Source organism: Yokenella regensburgei, from assembly GCF_003634235.1.
Taxonomy (GTDB): Bacteria; Pseudomonadota; Gammaproteobacteria; order Enterobacterales; family Enterobacteriaceae; genus Yokenella; species Yokenella regensburgei.
In genome coordinates, this window is sequence record NZ_RBIZ01000003.1 from 628,715 (window position 1) to 648,653 (window position 19,939).

Genomic DNA, 19,939 nt, shown 5'->3' on the forward strand with positions numbered 1-19,939 from the left:
TGGTATTCCTTTCATCTGTGACCAGGAGGGAAAGCACATCATGCACGCAGTCATTGGTACCGCCGGACACGTCGATCACGGTAAATCTGCGCTGATCCAGGCGCTGACAGGTATTCACCCTTCGCATCTTCCCCAGGAGTTCGCCCGCGGCATGACCATCGATTTAGGCTTTGCCTGTCTGCGCAGCCCGGACGGCGATGAGATTGGCATGATTGACGTTCCCGGGCATGAACGCTTCTTACGCAACATGCTGAGCAGCCTGTGGGGGCTGGATCTGGTGCTGTTCGTGGTGGCGGCAGATGAGGGGTGGTCACCGTTGAGCCAGGAGCACCTGCGGGTGATAAGCGCGCTCGGCCTGCGGCAAATCGTGGTGGCGATTAACAAATGCGACCTGGTTGATGAGGCGCGGATAGCCGAGGTTGAGGAGGAGATCCTCGAACACTTTCTCTGCGAGTGCGACATGCTGCCGGATATCTGGCGGGTGAGCGCCAGAAGCGGGGAAGGGGTGCAAGCGCTGCGCCAGGGGCTGCTGGCGCGGGTGCGCACGCTGGCAACGGCCAGTGCGCTGACCGCAGGACCACATTTGTACATCGACCGGGTTTTTTCCGTGAACGGCATTGGCACCACCGTGACCGGTACGCTGCGCGGTGAAGGTATCGACGTGGGCGACGTGCTGCGCCTCTATCCTGGCAATCAGCTGGTGAAAGTAAAATCTATTCAGAGCTACCACCGCGCCCGCGAGCGGGCACAGCCCTGCAGCCGGGTGGCGATGAGTTTTCGACAGCTGAAAAAAGAGTCGGTAGCGCGCGGCGATTGCCTGGCAAAACCGGAGGCCGGGATCTCCGGCAGCCGAGAGTGGGTGGTGCAACTTCTCCCGGGAAGCCAGCTCCCCAAAAAACAGTGTGAACTGGAAATCGCCCTCGGTACCTCTCATGCGCAGGTGCGCTGTTACTCGCTCGCCGACGGTCAGCTCGCCCGCCTGCTGCTTTCAAAGCCGCTGCCGGTGTTCTGGGGACAGACGGTTTTGCTGATGACCCCGGGTGGCAGCCGGATGGTGGGCGCCGGGCGAGTCGTGTGGAGCGGGGCGCTCAACCGCGAGCAGCGGCCACGGCTTATTGCCACGCTTCGGGGGGCGCCGGACGGCGACCTGGCCAGTCTGCACTGCCGCGTACAGCTGGCGGTGAAGGGCTACGTGCGCGGCAGTGATGCGCTGACGCCGCCAGCGGCCTGTCATGTGCTTGAAGGCTGGTGGCTGGCGGAACATTACCTGCTTCTCGCCTTAGCTCGCCTCAACCTTATCCTCCAGCATGCCACTTCGGCGTTAACGCAGGACGAGCTGGCGGTGCGCGGGAATATGCCGCCGGATATGGTGAGTGCACTCGTCCACGAACAGTGTGCGGCAAAGTGCTGGCAGTTGAGCCCGGAGGGGGTTTCTCTCTATGGCGCGAGCTTCAGCCAGCTTAACCACGAACAACAGGAGCTGCTGGACGAAATCAGCACCGCGGGCAGGCTGTGCTTCTCAGCGATGCAGCACGAGCGCCCGCGCCTGAAGCAACAGCTCAAAGCGTTGATGGAGAAAAAATACATTGTGCCGATGGACGACAAGCTGTTTATCGCCCGCGAGCACTACCAGACGCTGCTGGAAGACATTTTCTGTGAATCTAATCCTGGTGAACTACTGTCGATTGCCGATGTCCGGCAACGAACGGGACTTGCCAGAAAACAGCTGATCCCTCTGCTCAACAGAATGGAGCGGGACGGTTGGGTCCGGCGGGAAGGCGATCTTCGTCGGGTGCGAAAAAGTATGTTGGCTGAGGCTTAAACCTTGCCTTTGGGGGCCGGAGTTGAAAATTTAATCCTGAGAGTCTGATAACACAGGCTCTTACGCGCAAACGAGGAAACTCATATGTTAATTGGCATACCGAAAGAGATAAAAAACAACGAATGTCGGGTCGCGATGACGCCTGCGGGCGTCGCGACGCTGGTGAAGCACGGGCATTCCGTGATCGTCGAACAGCAGGCTGGCCTTGGCGCTGGCTTTGCGGATGAAGAGTATGCGCGCGCGGGCGCATCGCTCGCCACGGCGGAGAAAGCCTGGGCCGCTGAGATGGTGATGAAGGTCAAAGAGCCTCAGCCCGATGAGTTTAAATACTTCCGTGAAGGGCTGGTGCTGTTCACCTATCTGCACCTGGCCTGCGAGAAAGCGCTAACCAAAGCGCTGGTCGATAACAAAGTTGTCGGTATTGCCTATGAGACCATTGAGCTTGCGGACCATAGCCTGCCGCTGCTTGAGCCGATGAGTGAGATTGCCGGCAAGATGTCGGTGCAGGTGGGGGCCAATATCCTGTTCAAACATATGCAGGGTCGGGGGATCCTGCTCGGTGGCGTCAGCGGCGTGGAGAAAGGAACGGTAACCATCATCGGCGGCGGCTTTGCCGGAACCAACGCCGCGCGCATCGCCATCGGCCTTGGCGCGAAGGTGAATATTCTCGACACCAACCCACGGCGGCTGAGAGAGCTGGTGGATATCTTCGGCGACTCGGTGACGACGGTGATGTCGAATGAAGAGAATATCCGTAAATGCGTGACGGAGTCAGACATGGTGGTCGGCGCGGTGCTGATCCACGGTGCGCTGGCGCCGCATCTGGTTTCCGCAGAGATGGTGCAGCAGATGCGCCCCGGCGCGGTGATTGTGGATATTGCTATCGATCAGGGTGGGATCTTCGAAACCATCGACCGTGTGACCACCCACGATGCGCCGGTTTACGAGAAATTCGGCATTGTGCACTATGCCGTCGCAAACATGCCCGGCGCCGTGCCGCGCACCTCAACCCAGGCGCTGACCAACGTCACTACCCGCTATGCGCTGACCATCGCTAACCACGGCTATCAGCAGGCCTGCCTGAACGACCCGGCGTTGCTGAAGGGCATTAACACGCTGAACGGTTTTGTCACCTACGGCGCCGTCGCCGAGGCGCTGGGGTATCCGTACTGCCCGGCACAGACGCTGTTGCAGTAGGGGAGAGAGAAATTCGTAGGGAAAAGCCTGCTGAGGAGCAGGCTTTTTGTATTTAACCCATTTTAAAAGCAAAACCTGAATATTGATGCGCTACCGCTGACTTCCCCTTGGCGCAGAGCAGTTACGGAATCTGCGCCGCATTTTGTGTATCTGATTTGTCATATTCCTTTGAGCCGCAAAGACGGTTTTCTATTATCGACCCATTCTGCTGCGAGCCTGTTGGTGCCATGGCCATACTGGTTCGGGCTTTCGTCCTGCTTCACTACGTTAAGGAAAACTACCACCATGCATCTGATTGAAAATTGCACACCCAGGCCTCAAGATGTTATATTAAAATATAATATCTGGAGGTGTTCTATGTATACCACTCGTCTGAAAAAGGTTGGAGGATCCGTCATGCTGGCGGTCCCTCCCGCTGTACTAAAAACGCTGTCGCTGTCGACGGACAGTGAGGTCAGCCTGACCATTGATAACGGCTGTCTGATTATTGAACCTCAGAAGCGGCCTCATTATTCGCTGCAAGAACTGCTGGCGCAGTGCGATCCGCAGGCTGAATTGAATGAAGAGGATCGGGCATGGGTTGATGCTCCGGCGGCGGGTAAGGAGATCCTGTAAATGGAGAGAGGGGAAATCTGGCTCGTGACGCTTGATCCGACGAGCGGACATGAGCAAAGCGGGAAGCGCCCGGTACTTATCGTTTCTCCCGCCGCGTTTAACCAACTCACCCGATTACCCGTTGTGGTTCCCGTTACCAGCGGTGGTAGCTTCGCCCGTACAGCGGGTTTTACCGTTTCTCTCGAAGGGGTAGGCAGTAAAACAACAGGGGTTATTCGTTGCGATCAGCCGAGAACCATCGATATGGAAGCCCGGCACGGTAAGCGTCTGGAATGTATACCTGAAGCTGTTGTTAATGAGGTGTTGGCCCGTCTGGAGGCGATACTGAGCTGAGAGTGAGGAGAAACCGAAGCAAGATATCAGTGTCAGGAAGCAGAAAAGCAAAAAGCCTGCTCGAAAGCAGGCTTTTCTAAATTTGGCTCCTCTGACTGGACTCGAACCAGTGACATACGGATTAACAGTCCGCCGTTCTACCGACTGAACTACAGAGGAATCGTGTGAACGGGGCGAATACTAATGGCTCCCCATTTTTGTGTCAACACTAAAATTAACATACTGATTCAATTGCATGAATTTAGCGCAGGGCGCTGTTTTAGTGTACTACGGGCGAATCGTTATCTTCATACAGCCCATTGTCACGTAATCTCGCCAGCGGATCCTGGCGATAGAATTGGCAGAAACGCTGCCACAGCGCCGGGAAGCGGGGGGCAAACAGCTCCGGGGCGCTGAAGAAGTATTCTGATAAAACCGCGAAGCACTCCGCCGGGTCGCTGGCGGCGTAGGCGTCGATGCTCGAGGCACTTTCGCCCACCATATCGATTTCATCCTGAATATTGTTCATTGCCGCATGCAGGTCGTGCTCCCATCCCGCCACTTCACGCAGGGCGATGAGCGGCACGCCGCTGGCGCGATCGCCGTTGCGGGTGTCGAGCTTGTGCGCCACTTCGTGGACAATCAGGTTAAACCCGGAGGCGTCGAAGGAGTCCTGGATATCGAGCCAGTTGAGGATGATGGGCCCCTGTTGCCAGCTCTGCCCGGACTGCACCACCCGCTGGCTGTGCACGAGACCGATATCGTCTTCCCATTCGTCGTCAACCACGAACGGGGCAGGGTAGATAAGCACTTCGTGAAAGCCGTCGAGCCACTCGATACCCAGCTCGAGCACCGGCAGGCAAAACAGCAGGGCAATGCGCGCCTGTTGCTCTGCAGCAAGCTCAAGCCCCTGAAGCGGAACCAGACGCTTTATCTGCAAGAAACGTTCTGCCAACTGGACGAGCTTGTCCTGTTCTTCATCAGTCAGGTTAGCTAAAACAGGAATAGCAAGCGCCTGCTCCCAGGGGAACTGCGGATTGGGGGACGTTTCTTGTGCTTTCCAGGGCCACTTTATCATCGCTTTGCTCGCAAACTCGTCACTTGAACAGAATGGGAGGAACCGGGTCTGTTAAAATGCCAAATAACCTGGCATCATGGCAACCATCAAAACGGAGAGATGCCAGAGCGGCTGAATGGACCGGTCTCGAAAACCGGAGTAGGGGCAACTCTACCGGGGGTTCAAATCCCCCTCTCTCCGCCACTATTCAATCACTTACACCGTTTTGTTTCAACGATACCCATCACAATTGAAGCGCTGCTGGTGATAATTTCCTATCAGTATTATCCGCTTTCCTCATTTAGCAGAACAGTCTCAGTATGACTCCGTCCCGGAATGCCAGGCGTCGAAGCGGCACTCCCACAGGCGTGCGGTTGCGGCGTTGCGGTCACTGTGTCGACCACACAGGGTAGTGGCATCGGCGCAGTTTTTGATTTTACTGACCCAGCGGCCCTTCTGCTGAATAATACATCCCACCGGCTGGGTTCGGTAAAAGAGAATGGAAATATAATTTTTGTGCCGCAGAAAATATTGCTGGTTCATTTTATTAATACCTGAGTATTTGTGAATTACCGGCACCAGTAGGGCGGTATTCCTGTCTTCTCAACGATAAAATCAATAAAGGTGCGAACCTTACTCGAAACTATTTTTTTACTTGGATAAACAATCCATACAGCGGTTTCCGCGTGGAACATGCTGAATTCCCACTCTGTCATCACTCGCTGCAGGCGCTGGTTTTTTTCATCCTTCCAGGCGAGCCAGTCGGGCAATATTGCGATACCCGCCCCGTCCCGGCAGGCAAGAAGCATGGCCTCATCGTCGTTCGCGCTAAAGCGGAAATTCACCGGTACCCGCACCCAGTCATCACCGGAATTCTCTTTGCGTGCATACCAGCCGTCGCCGTGCAGGCGTGAAAACATCAGGACAGGCGAGTCCTCCTTCTGACAATCGGCCAGCAGTGGCTTCGCATGACGGGCCAGCCATTCCGGGCTCGCCCAGGCATAACGGCGCTGCGGCGCCAGCTTGCGGGCATGCATGGTGGAATCCGGCAGCGTGCCGATGCGCACGCTAAGATCGATATGCGTTTCGATCAGGTCCTGAATATCGTCGTTGAAAATAATATCCAGAGAGATATCCGGGTGCCGGTGGAGAAACTCGTCAACGAAAGGAATTATATGCAGACGTCCGTAGGCGCAGGGTACGCTAATGCGCAATAAACCCGCCGGACGCTGATTTAACGCTGAGGTCGAGCTGCGCGCATGTTCCCACTGCTCCAGTAACAGCGTAGCGTGAGAATAGAAAAGAATACCGGCTTCCGTCAGCGCTAAACCCCGGGTTGAGCGGTTAAATAATGAGACATGTAAATCATCCTCAAGGTGCGTAACATGGCGGGATACCGTTGAGGTCTCAATATTCAATACTTTAGCTGCAGCACTAAAACTGCCTAAATCCGCCGCGCTAACGAATGTCCTGATCGCAGCAAAGTAATTCATAATATTCATTCATCCTTTGAGGTGCCGCGGACACGATTTCTCCAGAGTTGTGCGCACTGGCTATTCATCAACATGCGGGTAGTTTGCGATCCGCACCTGACGGTACTTGAATCACCTGTGAGAAACAGCGTAACCCATTGTGGATGGTAAATTTAGCTACTGAGATCAATATTAAAGCGGGGAATTTGTCATTTTGAATGACTATTTCGATCATCAGCATCTGCTCGCTAAGCGGCCCCTATGGGTACCTGAATTAAGGCAATACAGTTTTGCTGAAATTGGCCTTACTTGCCTGATTCTGCAAAAGCTAAAGTGACAATACGTTTCCACCAGGGTTTGACCTATCGCTCATAAAATAAAAAGGTAACACGATGAAATTAAATGTGTTGACGAGAAAGGCATTGCCGATAGCACTAAATACAATTCTCAACCATGTTGATGAAGCCGGAATGGAAAAACTATTCAGATTAGGAGCCCGAATAGCGAAAGAGAGTAAACAGGAATTACTGCAGTTGGCTGATATGTGTCGTGATAAAGATCCGCAGGTCCAGGGGTGGCTTGAAACGCTACGCAAATTAAATCCTGTCGCCCGTAAAAAACTCATTGGTAATTTAATATTTAATCATATCGTTTCTGGCGCTAATCTGCGTGACGATGCCGGTGAAAAATATGCGACTCACATTCCCTTCCTGGTGCTGATTTCACCCACTTATGAGTGCAACCTCGAGTGTAAAGGCTGTTACTCGGCGCTGTATGGCAATCGCTATCATTACACCGAAGAAGAAATATTCGATCTTATCCAGCAGTTTTACGATCTGGGCGTGCGCTTCTTTACCTTCACCGGCGGAGAGCCCTTTGTCTATAAGCCGCTGATGAAACTCTTCGAGCACTTCGATGATTGCTATTTTATGGTCTTCACCAATGGCACCATGCTGACCGAAAGCCGGGTGAAAAAACTCGCCAGAATGGGCAACGTCGCGGTCACTATTTCGGTGGAAGGGTTTGAGGAGATGACGGACTGGCGCCGTGGCAACGGTACCTGGAAAAAAATCCTGGAGGCCTACGAGCGCCTGCAGCGCTACGGCGTCATGCGCGGGGCGTCAGTGATGGCAACCTCGAAAAACCACGAGCAAATTTGCGGAAACGAGTTCTGGAACTTCATGCTGGATAAGCTGGAAATTCAGTATGCCTGGATCTTTCAGTACATGCCTATTGGTCGTGATGCGACGATGGAGCTGGTGCCTAACGCGGAGCAGCGTTACGAGCGTTTTCACTTCCTTGAGGCGATGCGTACCTCGGGGCGTCTCGGTTTTCTGGCCGATTTCTGGAACCACGGATTCCTGGTGAACGGCTGCATGTCCGGCGGGGCGAACTACCTCCATGTTAACGCTAAAGGGGGAGTCGAACCCTGCGTCTTCCAGCCCTATGCCACCGACGATGTGCGTAAAAAACGTATTGTCGATATCCTGAAGAGCCCGTTCTTTGAGGGCTATAAGCAGCAGATACCGTTCAATGACAATCTGATGCAGCCGTGCCCGATAATTGATAACCCGGCCAAATTCCGCGAGCACATTGAAAAACACGGCGCGGTACCGCAGCACGACGGCTCTGACAGCTATTTTAAATTCTCGCACGAGCTGGATGAGCTGGCGGATGAATGGAAAAAATACGCCATCAAGATATGGAAAGATGAAGGGTACGGCGATGAATATCATGCCGAGCACGATCTCTATGTGAACCCCGAGAAATCTGCGAATAAAGCCGCCAGCGATGAGCATGTCGGGTCCTGATAATCGCGCAGGTCCCTCGTGGCCTGCGATATATCCTAATTATCACAAAGGGTTAGATTATTCATGATGTGAATGCTTATGATCGTGATCATATTTTGAAGTGATGCATCGATCGTAATATATATTTTTATATAGCGATCGAGCACCTTCATGAAAACGATAAGTAAAATAGCAGCGCTGATGCCGCTGTTCACCTCTTTTGCCCCACTTGCCGCCTCCACTCACACCAGCAACGAAGAAACCCTGGTCGTCACCGGAAAGACCACAACGCCTGAAGATGAAAGCGCTGCCGGTGCCGGGTTCAAAACCAGTGATATCGATATTGGCCCGCTGGGGAATAAAGCCTGGCTGGATACTCCCTATTCCTCAACCACCGTGACTCAGGAGATGATTGCCAATGAACAGGCAAAAAGCGTCAGTGAGTTGCTGAAATATTCACCGAGCACGCAAATGCAGGCGCGGGGTGGCATGGACGTTGGCAGGCCGCAGAGCCGCGGGATGCAGGGGAGCGTGGTGGCGAACAGTCGACTCGATGGTCTGAATATCGTCTCTACCACGGCGTTTCCGGTAGAGATGCTGGAGCGGCTGGATGTGTTAAATAGCCTGACCGGTGCGCTTTACGGCCCGGCAAGTCCGGCGGGGCAGTTCAATTTTGTCGCCAAACGGCCCACCGAAGAGACCTTACGCCAGGTGACGCTCGGCTATCAAAGCCGTAATGCGATTAACGGCCAGGTAGACCTGGGCGGGCATATTGATGATGAGAAGAAATTTGGCTACCGGATCAATGCGCTCAGCGAAGATGGCGAAGGGAATGTTGATGACAGCACCCGGCGGCGTAAGCTGCTGGCGGTAGCATTTGACTGGAATATACAGCCGGGAACGCAGCTCCAGCTGGATGCCAGCCACTATGAATTTTTGCAAAAGGGCTACCCCGGGGGTTTTAGCTACGGCCCGAACGTGAAACTGCCTTCAGCCCCCGATCCGCAGAACAAAAACCTGGCGCTCAATACCGCCGGGAACGATCTCACCACCGACACCATCAGCACCCGCCTGATCCATTATCTTAACGATGACTGGTCCGTCACCGCGGGCGTGGGCTGGCAGCAGGCCGATCGCGCCATGCGCTCGGTGTCCAGCACCATCCTTAATGATAAAGGTGATATCAAGCGTTCACTGAGCGACTCCAGCGCGGCAGGGCGTTTTCGGGTGTTGAGTAACACCGTCACCCTTAACGGCCACGTTGATACCGGCGGCCTGGGCCACGATCTCGCGCTCTCGACGACCGGCTATGTCTGGTCGATGTTCAGCGCGAAGGGAGCCAGTCAGCGTTACGATTTCGATAACAGCAATATTTACGATCCGTCGCAGATGCATGAGCCGGGTAATGGGCAAATCAATACCAACGGCGCCCGCTATAAGTCTGGGGTAAACACCCAGCAAAGCATAACCCTCGGTGACACGATTACTTTTAATCCTCAGTGGTCGGCCATGTTTTATCTGAGCCAGAGCTGGCTGCAGACCCAGAGTTTTGACAAGTCAGGCAATAAGACCAACCAGAACGATCAAAATGGGTTAAGCCCGAATGCGGCGCTAATGTACAAAATCACGCCGTCGCTGATGACCTACATCAGCTATGCCGATTCTCTGGAGCAGGGCAGCACGGCGCCAACCGGTGAAGGGATCAAAAATGAAGGACAGACGCTGGATCCTTACCGCAGCAAGCAGTATGAAATTGGCCTGAAAGCCGATGCCGGAGGAATGAATCTGGGCGCCGCGCTGTTCCGTCTTGAGCGCCCCTTCGCCTATGTTGACAGTAACGATATGGTGTTCAAAGAGCAGGGCAATCAGGTCAATAACGGCCTGGAGTTGACGGCAATGGGGCGGGTCTATGAAGGGCTTAATATCTTCGGCGGGGTGACCTTCCTCGACCCGCGGCTGAAGGATACCGTCTCTGACAGTACCAGTAATAAGCGGGTGGTGGGTGTACCGAAGGTGCAGGCTAATATGCTGGTGGAATATAGTCTGCCGTCCATGCCGCAGTGGGTTTACAGTGCGAATCTCCACTACACCGGCAAGCGTGCCGCGAACGATACCAATACCTCCTGGGCCGACAGCTATACCACGCTGGATTTGGGGACGCGCTACACCACCACCATCAGCCAGGTGCCGACGACCTTCCGTCTGGCGGTGAACAACGTGACGAACGAACACTACTGGGCATCCATCTTCCCGTCAGGTACCGACGGCGACGGCGGCTCACCAAGCGCATTCCTCGGCGGCGGGCGTGAGGTCCGTGCTTCAGTCACGGTCTCCTTCTGAGAGGCATAACGATGAGAACAACACGTTTTGCTGCGCTGATGTTGCTCCTCGGCGCGTGTTTGAGTGCCAGCCTGTGGGCGGCTCCGCTGCATAATGATGTCCGTATTGCTTCGCCGTGGCCGGCGCAGAATACCATCATCACTATGCTGGGCTACGGCGATAATCTGGTGGGCACCTCGCTGGTGGCAAAGCAGATCCCACTTTTTCGCCAGAGCCTGCCGGGTATCGAGACGGTGCCGGTGGTCAGCGCCAACAGCGGCAACGAGCTAAACCCGGAGCAGATAATCTCTCTGGGTACCCAGCTGTTGTTTGTACCGAAGGGAATGAAGGTGCCGCAGCCTGAGCTGCTCGAGCAGGCGGGGGTGCGCATTCTGGCGTTCCCGGCGAACTCTATGGCTGCCCTGCGCGAGCGGGTGCAGAAAACAGCGGATGTCCTTGGCGAGGACGCCCGGCAAAAGGCGCAGGCCTACGAGGCGTATTTTGCCGACAACGTGGCGCGGGTCTCTGCCCGTCTGAAAGGGCTACCGGACGCTGAGCGTGTTCGTGTTTATCACAGCATGGGTAACCCGTTGACCACCACCGGAAGACCCTCGCTTAATCAGGACTGGATGGATCTGGCTGGTGCAATTAACGTGGCGGAGCACGGCTTTGGTATGAAAAAAACCAGCGCAGGCGAAGTGGCGCTTGAGCAACTGGTGGTGGCCAATCCGCAGGTGATTGTGACGATGAACAAGCGAGATGCCGTGGAGATCCGCCGTTCAGCGCAGTGGGCGGGTATCGATGCGGTCATCCATCATCGGGTGGTGGTGAATCCGAAAGGCATGTTCTGGTGGTGCCGTGAAACCAGTGAAGAGGCGCTGCAGTTCCTGTGGCTGGCGAAGACGCTGTACCCGCAACGCTTCGCCGATATTGACATGGTGCAGGAGACCAGGCGCTTTTATCACACCTTCTTCGGCCTGAACCTGACCGATGCCCAAATCAACGACATTCTTAATCCGCCACAATGACTGAGCTCACCCTTGATATTGCCCGACGCTACCGGCAGGCGCTGAGAAAACGGCTGCTGGTGCTGCTTCTTATGCTGCTGGCTATCGTTTTGTCACTGTGGCTTGACGTTACCCTCGGCCCCTCCGGGCTGACGGTGGCGCAGCTCTGGCAAACGCTCCTCAGCCCGGAGAGCGTCGCTGTCGGACAGCGCGTGATCGTCCTCGACATTCGTCTGCCCTATGCGCTGATGGCGCTGCTGGTGGGGATGGCGCTGGGCCTCGCTGGTGCAGAGATGCAGACCATCCTGAATAATCCCCTTGCCAGCCCGTTTACGCTCGGTGTTTCTTCGGCGGCGGCGTTCGGTGCTGCGCTGGCGATTGTCCTCGGCATTGGGCTTCCGGGTATCCCGGGACACTGGTTTGTTCCGGCAAACGCCTTTCTTTTTGCGCTGCTTTCGGCGCTGATGCTTGATGCCATCAGCCGCTGGACGCGAATGGCGACCTCCGGCGTGGTGCTGTTCGGCATTGCGCTGGTTTTCACCTTCAATGCGCTGGTTTCTGTCCTGCAGTTTGTGGCGGACGAGGACACGCTGCAGGGGTTGGTGTTCTGGACGATGGGTAGCCTGGCGCGGGCGTCGTGGCAAAAGCTGGCCGTGCTGCTGGTGGCGTTCGCGCTGGTGATGCCGTTCTCGCTGAAAAGCGCCTGGCAGCTCACGGCGCTGCGTTTGGGTGAGGACAGAGCGATGAGTTTTGGTATTAACGTACGACGTCTCAGACTGGCGTCATTGCTTCGTATCAGCCTGCTGGCAGCGCTGTCGGTGGCCTTCGTCGGACCGATAGGTTTTATCGGCCTGGTTGCGCCGCACATTTCCCGCATGCTGTTTGGTGAGGATCATCGCTACTACCTGCCCGGCAGCATCTTGACCGGCGGGCTGGTGCTGTCGCTGGCGTCGGTGGCCTCGAAGAACATCTTCCCCGGGATAATCATCCCGGTTGGGATCGTCACTTCTCTGGTGGGGGTTCCTTTCTTTTTAAGCATCATTTTGCGCCAGCGGGGAGGGCATTGATGGGTGAATTACGGATCCAACAGCTGAGCTGCGGCTACGGAAAAACGCGCGTATTCACTAATCTTCAGATACCGGCGCTGCCCCAGGGAGAGATCAGCGTGCTGCTGGGGCCAAACGGCTGTGGAAAGTCCACGCTGCTGCGGGCGCTGGCGGGGCTGAACCCGGCACAGGGGGACGTTTTACTGGCGGGGAACAATCTGATGACCATGCCCTTTGCTGAGCGTTCCCGGCGGGTGGTGTTTCTGCCTCAGTCGCTCCCGCAGGGCGTTCATCTTCATGTTCTGGAGTCGGTGATTGTCGCCATGCGGGCAGGCGGTGGTCGAACGGAGGGGAACGAAATGGCCCGTGCGCAGGCGATACTGCGCCAACTGGGGATTGCCCATCTGGCAATGCATTACCTCGACCAGCTTTCCGGTGGGCAAAAGCAGCTGGTTGGTCTGGCGCAATCGCTGGTACGTCAACCGGAGCTACTGCTGCTGGATGAACCGCTTAGCGCGCTGGATCTTAACTATCAGCTGCTGGTGATGGAGCAGATAGCCCGTGAAACGCGGGCGCGACGGATAGTCACCGTGGTTGTGCTCCACGATATGAATATTGCGCTGCGCCATGGGAGCCACATTGTCATGCTCAAAGACGGGCAGCTGGTCGCCTGCGGCAGACCTGAAGAGGTGGTCACCTCCGCGACGCTTGCGGAAGTGTACGGCGTACGTGGGCGTGTCGAACGCACCCGCGACGGCCAGGCGCATGTGGTGCTGGAGGGGCTGGTATCAGCGTAAATAAAACAGAAAATCAGATGAAATAAAGCACCAGAAAAGTAATGGAATATGATGCAATATATATTATGCATTTTTATTTATATTTACTGGTGAGTGACGATGTTGTGGCGATAATATTGTTTCTGACTACGCTTAACACGACGCCATTTTGGCTTTCACATTGAAGGTGATCAAATGAACATGAATGTTTTGCGTTTGTCTTTAATCAGTGCCGGTGTATTTACCGCTATGACTTTGAGTTTGCCGAGCGCTGGCGCGGCCAGCACTGAGAAGGAAAAAGCTCCGCGCCACGGTACGCCAAGCGAGCCCATATCACGCCAGCAGCTGTGCTTTGACGGTCAGGATTATCACTGGCCCGTAGATGGCAGCAATATTAAAAATGCCGCCTGCAAAGCCGCCTATCAGGTGAATTATAATAAGTATAAAGACGCCGTGAAGTACCCTGAATTTAAAGATGAGCAAAAGCTCATTGAACAGTCGAATTATCCGTTTGTACAGAAGAATGAATTTGCGCACCTGATCCCCGCTCCAGATTATAACGATCAGGAAAAGGTAAAAGCGGCTATCCCGGACGGGACGCTGTGCTCTGGGAATAACGTAGGCCAGGCGAAAGACAGTAAAAAACCTTATCTGTATAACGATAAATCAGGTATGGATATTCCTGCTCCGTGGACCGCCAGCAAGGTTCATCTCAACGCCAAAGGAGAGATTGAGATTACCTATCACGCTTCAGCCACGCATGACCCAAGCTTCTTTGAGGTCTATCTCTCGAATGCTGACTATAAAGCCAGTGAAAGAGCGCTGAAGTGGAGCGACCTGACGCTGCTGGCAAAAGTGGATAAACCACAGCTGGTGGGCTCCGACTACAAGTTTGTTGCCCCGGCAAAAGAGGCGAAAGGACCAAGGGTACTATTCATCCGCTGGCAGCGTATCGACCCGGCGGGGGAAGGGTTCTACAGCTGCAGTGATATCGATATTCAATAGCGACGGGGTCAGAAAAGAAAAAGCCGCAGACGTCTGCGGCTTTTTGAGCGTTCCCGTCGGTCAGTTACATCATCAGAACTGATAAACCAGGCCCAGCGCGACGATATCGTCAGTAGAGATGCCGTTGCTGGAATAGAAGTCGTCGTTGTCATCCAGCAGGTTGATTTTGTAATCAACGTAGGTAGACATGTTTTTGTTGAAGTAGTAGGTCGCACCCACATCAACATACTTCACCAGGTCTTTGTCGTTGCCCCAGGCGGTGTTCAGGTCTTTGCCTTTAGACTGCAGGTAGGAAATGGCCGGGCGCAGACCGAAATCGAACTGGTACTGGGCGGTCACTTCGAAGTTCTGCGTTTTGTTGGCAACGCCACCACCTGCCGTACTGTCGGTGCTACCATATGGGGTCATATTGCGGGTTTCGGCGTACATGGTTGCCAGGTAGATGTGGTTAGCGTCGTACTTCATGCCCAGCGTCCAGGCATCAGCCTTATCGCCACCGGCAGTGGTACCGTGTTCTTGTGCGTTAGTTCGATCGGATGACGCATATGATGCACCTGCGCTGAAGCCCATGCCGGTGTTGTAGGTGGTGGAGATACCGTAGCCGTCACCGTTGTCATAGCGAATATCTCCGCTGTCACCGCGGTTATTGGTGCCTACGTTTTCTTTGATGCTCTGATTTTCATTTTTACCCTGATACTGCAGAGCAAAAGCCAGGCCGTCGACCAGACCGAAGAAATTGCTGTTGCGGTAGGTGGCAACGCCGTTGGTACGGCCGGTCATAAAGTTATCAGCGTTGGTGTAGGTATCGCCGCCAAACTCCGGCAGCATATCGGTCCAACCTTCCACGTCGTACAGCACGCCGTAGTTACGGCCGTAGTCAAAGGAGCCGTAGTCGCCGAACTTGAGGCCCGCAAAGCCCAGACGGGTCCAGGAGTTATTACTACCCTCGGTGCTGTTGGCCTGAACGTTGTACTCCCACTGACCGTAGCCGGTGAGCTGATCGTTGATCTGGGTTTCGCCTTTAAAGCCGAGACGGATGTAGCTTTGATCTCCGTCTTTCTTACTGCTGTCAGAGAAGTAGTGCAGACCGTCGACCTTGCCGTAAAGATCCAGCTTATTGCCGTCTTTATTATAAATCTCTGCCGCATTTGCTGCGCCTGCCATGAGTAATGCAGGCATAAGTAGTGCCAGAACTTTTCTGTTCATTATATATTCCCTTGAATTTATAATTAATGTGAATATCTGTAATGCCGGGCTGGATTACAGCTGAAATACTATCTATTAAGTTCATTTAAATTTAAAGGAAAAATGTAATTAAATTATATCTAATATTTCATTTTGTTTCTAAAGTGGGCATTATAATTCAAATGAATAATGATGTTGGTTAGTATTAAGTTGCTGTATCTGTAATATTATGCTTATAAATATCAATGGGTTTTGTATTCATTAATACAATGAAATTGAAGTGGTGTATGATTTTTGGTGTTACATATGGGCGACGAATAAAAAAATACCCAACGGCGTTGGGTAAATGTTCAAAGTCAGAAAAGTATGAATAAGTACAGTGTAAAAACAACTTCAGGCTAATAACGAGTTAATGCTCTCATAGATTAACGGCAGAAAGAAGTCTGAAACTGGATAATTTTATATGCATTGCGTAAATTAATTAAGTTAAATAATTTGTTTGGTAAATGACATTAACAAGAATTAATCTTGCTACACAGAAGAGCGAACATGAGGCATAACCATGACCCCTGAACAGTGGCAGGAACGATTCGAAAACTGGATGGCACAGCACCACTCCCAGGAGGACGCGGCTCATGATGTCTCGCATTTTCGTCGCGTCTGGGGAACGGCCCGCCAGCTGGCGGAAGGGGAGGAGGCGGATCTGCTGGTCATTCTCGCGGCCTGCTATTTTCACGATATCGTGAGCCTGCCCAAGAACCACCCTGAACGTCATCTTTCATCAACGCGGGCAGCGGCCGAAACGCTGCAGATCCTGGCGCGTGATTTTCCGGATTATCCAGCCAGCCTTTACCCGGCGCTGGCACATGCGATTGCGGCGCACAGCTTTAGCGCGGCGATCGTTCCTGAAACGAAAGAAGCGAAAATTGTTCAGGATGCGGACCGGCTGGAGGCGCTCGGTGCCATCGGCCTCGCCCGGGTTTTTGCGGTGGCAGGGCAGCTCAACGTCCCGCTGTTTGACGCGAAAGATCCGTTTGCCGAACGGCGAATGCTGGATGACCGTGCCTTTGCGCTCGATCACTTCCAGACTAAACTCCTGCGTCTGCCGCAGACCATGCAAACCGCACGAGGCAAAGCGCTGGCGGAACATAATGCGCAGTTCCTGGTGCAGTTTATGGCCAAGCTCGGTGCAGAATTAAGCGGTGATTATCGTAAGCCAGATGCGGCGGTGATCCAGCGTTTTGGGTTCCAGGTCCAGGAACCTACCCTTTAGGCTATCTTGCTTGTCAGTTTGGACCTGGGCAGTGCTCAAAATCCTCACGTACTTCGTGTACGCTCCGGTTTTTCCGCGCTGTCCGTGCCCAAACTGTCTTCGCCGATTACGCCTGATGGGGTAGGTTCTAAGACTAATCTCAGCAAGCTTCGGCTGTTGCGCCGGTTTTTTATGGTACTCTTTTGCCATAATTGACTGGTCCGGTTACCCCAATGCAGGAAAACATGTCATTCAAACTCTCCCCCCGTGGGGCAACGACAGAGCCCGCGCGGGATGCTAACGCGTTATTAACCCGCTTGCTGACCATCTATGATGCGAAAACGCTGGTAGCGCAGTTGAACGCGCAGGGCGAGCAGCACTGGAGCCCGGCGATCCTGAAAAGAGTGGTCGCCCTTGCTAAAGCCGATAAACGCCTGAGCGAGGGAGAGTACGCGCGGCTGCATGAACTGCTGCCGAAACCGCCGAAACACCATCCGCACTATGGTTTTCGTTTTATCGACCTGTTTGCCGGGATCGGCGGCATTCGCCATGGCTTTGAGGCGATTGGCGGGCAGTGCGTGTTCACCAGCGAGTGGAATAAGCATGCCGTGCGCACCTACAAGGCGAACTGGTATTGCGATCCACACGAACATCAGTTCAATACCGATATCCGCGACGTGACGCTAAGTCATCAACCTGAGGTCAGCGACGCGCAGGCAGCGCAGCATATTCGCGAGACGATCCCTGAACACGACGTGCTGTTGGCCGGTTTTCCCTGCCAGCCGTTCTCATTGGCGGGCGTCTCCAAGAAAAATGCGCTGGGTCGGGCGCACGGTTTCGCCTGCGATACCCAGGGAACGCTGTTTTTTGACGTGGTCAGGATTATCGATGCCCGCCGTCCGGCGATTTTCGTGCTTGAGAACGTTAAAAACCTTAAAAGCCACGATAAGGGCAAAACCTTCCGCATTATTATGGAAACCCTCGACAGGCTCGGATACGAGGTTGCTGATGCCGCTGAGATGGGGGCCGATGATCCGAAGATTATCGACGGGCAGCACTTCCTGCCGCAGCACCGCGAGCGCATCGTGCTGGTGGGTTTTCGCCGCGATCTTAATCTGCACGAAGGCTTTAGCCTGCGCGACATTCCGGCGCTGTACCCGGAGCGTCGAACGACTTTTGGGGAACTGCTGGAACCGACGGTGGATGCCAAATTTATCCTGACTCCGGTTCTGTGGAAGTACCTCTACCGCTATGCCAAAAAGCATCAGGCCAAAGGTAACGGCTTCGGTTATGGTCTGGTAGACCCGCGCAATCCGCACAGCGTGGCGCGCACGCTTTCGGCGCGATACTACAAAGATGGTGCAGAAATCCTTATCGACCGTGGCTGGGACAAGGCGCTCGGTGAACAGAATTTTGACGATCCAACGAATCAGCAGCATCGTCCTCGTCGGTTAACGCCGCGCGAGTGCGCCCGCCTGATGGGGTTTGAAGCGCCGCAGGGCTATCAGTTCCGTATTCCGGTGTCAGATACCCAGGCGTATCGCCAGTTTGGTAACTCGGTGGTCGTCCCGGCGTTTGCTGCTGTCGCGAAACTGCTGGAGTCGCGCATCCGCCAGGCGGCGGCGCTGCGTGAGCAAGAGGCTCTGCATGGCGGACGTTCACGATAAGGCCACCCGCAGTAAAAATATGCGGGCGATTGGCACCCGCGACACCGCCATCGAAAAACGCCTGGCTCTGCTGCTTGAGGAGGCCGGGTTTACCTTCAACGTACAGGATGCTTCTCTGCCGGGAAGGCCGGACTTCGTGGTGCCGGAGTATCGCTGCATCATTTTTACCCACGGCTGTTTCTGGCACCATCACAACTGCTATCTGTTTAAAGTTCCCGCCACCCGTACCACGTTCTGGCTTGGCAAGATTGGCAAGAACGTTGAACGTGATAGCCGGGATCTTACCCTGCTGCGCGCTGAGGGCTGGCGGGTGCTGGTCGTCTGGGAGTGTGCGCTGCGTGGGCGGGAAAAGCTAACGGATGAGGCGCTGCGTGAGCGAATCGAGGAGTGGATCTGCGACGGCGGCAGCCCCGCCGCGCAGATAGATACTCAGGGCATTTCGCCGCTGACGGCTACTTCAGATCCTTACACGGCGTAGCGCTGGCGCGTGCCGGAAACAGATATTTGCCGAGCGTTACCAGAACCACCGCGAAAATAATCACCCCCAGTGCCAGCCACTCCACGGCAGAAAGGTGCTCGCCGCCGAAACCGGTGCCCAGCAGCACCGCGACCACCGGGTTCACGTAGGCATAGCTGGTGGCGACCGCAGGCGCGACGTTACGAATAAGATACATATAAGCGTTGATGGCAATGAGCGAACCGAAAATTGCCAGATAACCCACGGCGAGGAAACCGGAGAGCGTTGGCATTGCCGTAAGTTTTTCGCCAGTTAAAAGCGATGCCGCCATCAGGACGATCCCGGCGGTTAGCATCTCAATGGCGCCCGCCATCATTCCGCTCGGCAGCTCAATGCGCGAGCCGTACACTGAACCAAACGCCCAACTGATGGAGCCAATCAGGATCAGAACCGCGCCCCACGGGTTGCCGTTGAGGTTGCCGCCGCTGTTGAGCAGAATAATACCGACAAGACCAATGGCAATACCTAACCACTCGAGTTTACGGGTGGCTATGCCAAAAAAGCGGCTGAAACAGAGCGTAAACAGCGGCACGGTGGCGACCATCACGGCGGCGATGCCGGAAGGTACGTGCTGATGCTCGGCCACGGTGACAAAGCCATTGCCAACCGCCAGCAGCAGAACGCCAATCAGCGCGGCGTTCAGCATCGGGCGCCGTGCGGGAAGTTTATGCCCGGTGGCCAGCAGAAAGCCCAACAGTAAAACGCCAGCAAACAAGAAGCGCACGCCCGCCATCATAAACGGAGGCCAGCTTTCAACGCCGATGCTGATAGCAAAATAGGTCGAACCCCAAATAATATACAGCGCAAACAGCGCGCCAATCAGGGGGAGTAAGGGTCTGGAGCGCATACTTCCTCACGGCAGGATAGAAAGGTCGCGTATAGTAAACGTGAAAACTATCC

18 protein-coding genes and 2 tRNA genes are annotated in these 19,939 nt (G+C 54.7%); 14 read left to right on the plus strand and 6 right to left on the minus strand.

The annotated features are described in order from the left end of the window. Nucleotides 1–40: 40 nt before the first annotated feature. The 4 genes from selB (at nucleotide 41) to C7387_RS03050 (ending at nucleotide 3,967) form a co-directional block, all read left to right on the plus strand. A complete protein-coding gene (gene selB / locus C7387_RS03035) occupies nucleotides 41–1,822 on the plus strand; it encodes a selenocysteine-specific translation elongation factor (protein WP_120816022.1) in 1,782 nt (593 codons plus the stop codon). Between the two features lie 84 nt (nucleotides 1,823–1,906). After that, complete coding sequence (gene ald, locus C7387_RS03040; RefSeq protein WP_120816023.1) at nucleotides 1,907–3,019, plus strand: alanine dehydrogenase; 1,113 nt, start codon at nucleotides 1,907–1,909, stop codon at nucleotides 3,017–3,019. A 357-nt stretch (nucleotides 3,020–3,376) separates the two neighbouring features. Next, complete coding sequence (locus C7387_RS03045; protein ID WP_006820609.1) at nucleotides 3,377–3,634, plus strand: AbrB/MazE/SpoVT family DNA-binding domain-containing protein; 258 nt, start codon at nucleotides 3,377–3,379, stop codon at nucleotides 3,632–3,634. After that, entirely contained in the window at nucleotides 3,635–3,967 is a 333-nt protein-coding gene (locus C7387_RS03050; RefSeq protein WP_120816024.1) for a type II toxin-antitoxin system PemK/MazF family toxin, read from the plus strand. 83 nt (nucleotides 3,968–4,050) lie between these two features. Here C7387_RS03050 and C7387_RS03055 read toward each other — a convergent pair. Continuing rightward, nucleotides 4,051–4,126 (minus strand) — tRNA-Asn (locus tag C7387_RS03055). A 100-nt stretch (nucleotides 4,127–4,226) separates the two neighbouring features. Next, nucleotides 4,227–5,024 (minus strand): DgsA anti-repressor MtfA, encoded by a 798-nt coding sequence (gene mtfA / locus C7387_RS03060; protein WP_120816025.1) that lies wholly within the window; start codon nucleotides 5,022–5,024, stop codon nucleotides 4,227–4,229. A gap of 93 nt (nucleotides 5,025–5,117) precedes the next feature. Here mtfA and C7387_RS03065 point away from each other — a divergent pair. Further along, nucleotides 5,118–5,207 (plus strand) — tRNA-Ser (locus C7387_RS03065). A gap of 111 nt (nucleotides 5,208–5,318) precedes the next feature. Here C7387_RS03065 and C7387_RS03070 read toward each other — a convergent pair. Together C7387_RS03070 and C7387_RS03075 are read right to left on the minus strand one after the other, a co-directional pair. Then, on the minus strand, nucleotides 5,319–5,546 hold the full coding sequence (locus tag C7387_RS03070; protein WP_006820606.1) for a hypothetical protein: 228 nt from the start codon (nucleotides 5,544–5,546) through the stop codon (nucleotides 5,319–5,321). Between the two features lie 26 nt (nucleotides 5,547–5,572). Continuing rightward, entirely contained in the window at nucleotides 5,573–6,496 is a 924-nt protein-coding gene (locus C7387_RS03075) for a LysR family transcriptional regulator (RefSeq protein WP_166791144.1), read from the minus strand. Between the two features lie 521 nt (nucleotides 6,497–7,017). Between C7387_RS03075 and C7387_RS03080 the strand changes: the two genes are divergently transcribed. The 6 genes from C7387_RS03080 (at nucleotide 7,018) to C7387_RS03105 (ending at nucleotide 14,418) form a co-directional block, all read left to right on the plus strand. Further along, on the plus strand, nucleotides 7,018–8,286 hold the full coding sequence (locus C7387_RS03080; protein WP_237723314.1) for a radical SAM/SPASM domain-containing protein: 1,269 nt from the start codon (nucleotides 7,018–7,020) through the stop codon (nucleotides 8,284–8,286). A 150-nt stretch (nucleotides 8,287–8,436) separates the two neighbouring features. After that, nucleotides 8,437–10,605: a TonB-dependent receptor gene (locus C7387_RS03085; RefSeq protein ID WP_120816027.1), complete on the plus strand. Its 2,169-nt coding sequence runs from the start codon at nucleotides 8,437–8,439 to the stop codon at nucleotides 10,603–10,605. Between the two features lie 11 nt (nucleotides 10,606–10,616). Further along, entirely contained in the window at nucleotides 10,617–11,612 is a 996-nt protein-coding gene (locus tag C7387_RS03090; protein WP_120816028.1) for an ABC transporter substrate-binding protein, read from the plus strand. Next, nucleotides 11,609–12,658 (plus strand): FecCD family ABC transporter permease, encoded by a 1,050-nt coding sequence (locus tag C7387_RS03095; protein WP_006820600.1) that lies wholly within the window; start codon nucleotides 11,609–11,611, stop codon nucleotides 12,656–12,658. The genes C7387_RS03090 and C7387_RS03095 overlap by 4 nt, the downstream gene beginning before the upstream one ends. Further along, a complete protein-coding gene (locus tag C7387_RS03100; RefSeq protein WP_006820599.1) occupies nucleotides 12,658–13,434 on the plus strand; it encodes an ABC transporter ATP-binding protein in 777 nt (258 codons plus the stop codon). The genes C7387_RS03095 and C7387_RS03100 overlap by 1 nt, the downstream gene beginning before the upstream one ends. 174 nt (nucleotides 13,435–13,608) lie before the next feature. Beyond that, entirely contained in the window at nucleotides 13,609–14,418 is an 810-nt protein-coding gene (locus C7387_RS03105; protein WP_120816029.1) for a lytic polysaccharide monooxygenase, read from the plus strand. Between the two features lie 72 nt (nucleotides 14,419–14,490). Here C7387_RS03105 and ompC read toward each other — a convergent pair whose 3' ends face one another. Next, nucleotides 14,491–15,624: a porin OmpC gene (gene ompC / locus C7387_RS03110; RefSeq protein WP_120816030.1), complete on the minus strand. Its 1,134-nt coding sequence runs from the start codon at nucleotides 15,622–15,624 to the stop codon at nucleotides 14,491–14,493. A gap of 541 nt (nucleotides 15,625–16,165) precedes the next feature. Between ompC and C7387_RS03115 the strand changes: the two genes are divergently transcribed. The 3 genes from C7387_RS03115 (at nucleotide 16,166) to C7387_RS03130 (ending at nucleotide 19,000) form a co-directional block, all read left to right on the plus strand. After that, nucleotides 16,166–16,876, plus strand: a complete 711-nt coding sequence (locus tag C7387_RS03115; RefSeq protein ID WP_120816031.1) for a phosphohydrolase — start codon at nucleotides 16,166–16,168, stop codon at nucleotides 16,874–16,876. A 212-nt stretch (nucleotides 16,877–17,088) separates the two neighbouring features. Beyond that, nucleotides 17,089–18,522 (plus strand): DNA cytosine methyltransferase, encoded by a 1,434-nt coding sequence (locus tag C7387_RS03125; protein WP_420855488.1) that lies wholly within the window; start codon nucleotides 17,089–17,091, stop codon nucleotides 18,520–18,522. Beyond that, a complete protein-coding gene (locus C7387_RS03130; protein WP_120816034.1) occupies nucleotides 18,503–19,000 on the plus strand; it encodes a very short patch repair endonuclease in 498 nt (165 codons plus the stop codon). Before C7387_RS03125 ends, C7387_RS03130 begins: the two co-directional genes overlap by 20 nt. Here the strand turns inward: C7387_RS03130 and yedA are convergent. Beyond that, a complete protein-coding gene (yedA, locus tag C7387_RS03135) occupies nucleotides 18,975–19,886 on the minus strand; it encodes a drug/metabolite exporter YedA (RefSeq protein WP_006820592.1) in 912 nt (303 codons plus the stop codon). The two genes, C7387_RS03130 and yedA, sit on opposite strands and share 26 nt — an antisense overlap. Nucleotides 19,887–19,939: the final 53 nt, after the last annotated feature.

Bases quoted from the DNA above. Each gene is read 5' to 3' on its own strand.
- C7387_RS03095 (WP_006820600.1), top strand. From the start codon at position 11,609: ATGACTGAGCTCACCCTTGATATTGCCCGACGCTACCGGCAGGCGCTG.
- ald (WP_120816023.1), top strand. From the start codon at position 1,907: ATGTTAATTGGCATACCGAAAGAGATAAAAAACAACGAATGTCGGGTC.
- C7387_RS03090 (WP_120816028.1), top strand. From the start codon at position 10,617: ATGAGAACAACACGTTTTGCTGCGCTGATGTTGCTCCTCGGCGCGTGT.
- C7387_RS03125 (WP_420855488.1), top strand. From the start codon at position 17,089: ATGCAGGAAAACATGTCATTCAAACTCTCCCCCCGTGGGGCAACGACA.
- ompC (WP_120816030.1), bottom strand. From the start codon at position 15,624: ATGAACAGAAAAGTTCTGGCACTACTTATGCCTGCATTACTCATGGCA.
- C7387_RS03100 (WP_006820599.1), top strand. From the start codon at position 12,658: ATGGGTGAATTACGGATCCAACAGCTGAGCTGCGGCTACGGAAAAACG.
- C7387_RS03080 (WP_237723314.1), top strand. From the start codon at position 7,018: ATGTGTCGTGATAAAGATCCGCAGGTCCAGGGGTGGCTTGAAACGCTA.
- mtfA (WP_120816025.1), bottom strand. From the start codon at position 5,024: ATGATAAAGTGGCCCTGGAAAGCACAAGAAACGTCCCCCAATCCGCAG.
- C7387_RS03105 (WP_120816029.1), top strand. From the start codon at position 13,609: ATGAACATGAATGTTTTGCGTTTGTCTTTAATCAGTGCCGGTGTATTT.
- C7387_RS03075 (WP_166791144.1), bottom strand. From the start codon at position 6,496: ATGAATTACTTTGCTGCGATCAGGACATTCGTTAGCGCGGCGGATTTA.
- C7387_RS03045 (WP_006820609.1), top strand. From the start codon at position 3,377: ATGTATACCACTCGTCTGAAAAAGGTTGGAGGATCCGTCATGCTGGCG.
- C7387_RS03115 (WP_120816031.1), top strand. From the start codon at position 16,166: ATGACCCCTGAACAGTGGCAGGAACGATTCGAAAACTGGATGGCACAG.
- C7387_RS03050 (WP_120816024.1), top strand. From the start codon at position 3,635: ATGGAGAGAGGGGAAATCTGGCTCGTGACGCTTGATCCGACGAGCGGA.
- C7387_RS03085 (WP_120816027.1), top strand. From the start codon at position 8,437: ATGAAAACGATAAGTAAAATAGCAGCGCTGATGCCGCTGTTCACCTCT.
- C7387_RS03130 (WP_120816034.1), top strand. From the start codon at position 18,503: ATGGCGGACGTTCACGATAAGGCCACCCGCAGTAAAAATATGCGGGCG.
- selB (WP_120816022.1), top strand. From the start codon at position 41: ATGCACGCAGTCATTGGTACCGCCGGACACGTCGATCACGGTAAATCT.
- C7387_RS03070 (WP_006820606.1), bottom strand. From the start codon at position 5,546: ATGAACCAGCAATATTTTCTGCGGCACAAAAATTATATTTCCATTCTC.
- yedA (WP_006820592.1), bottom strand. From the start codon at position 19,886: ATGCGCTCCAGACCCTTACTCCCCCTGATTGGCGCGCTGTTTGCGCTG.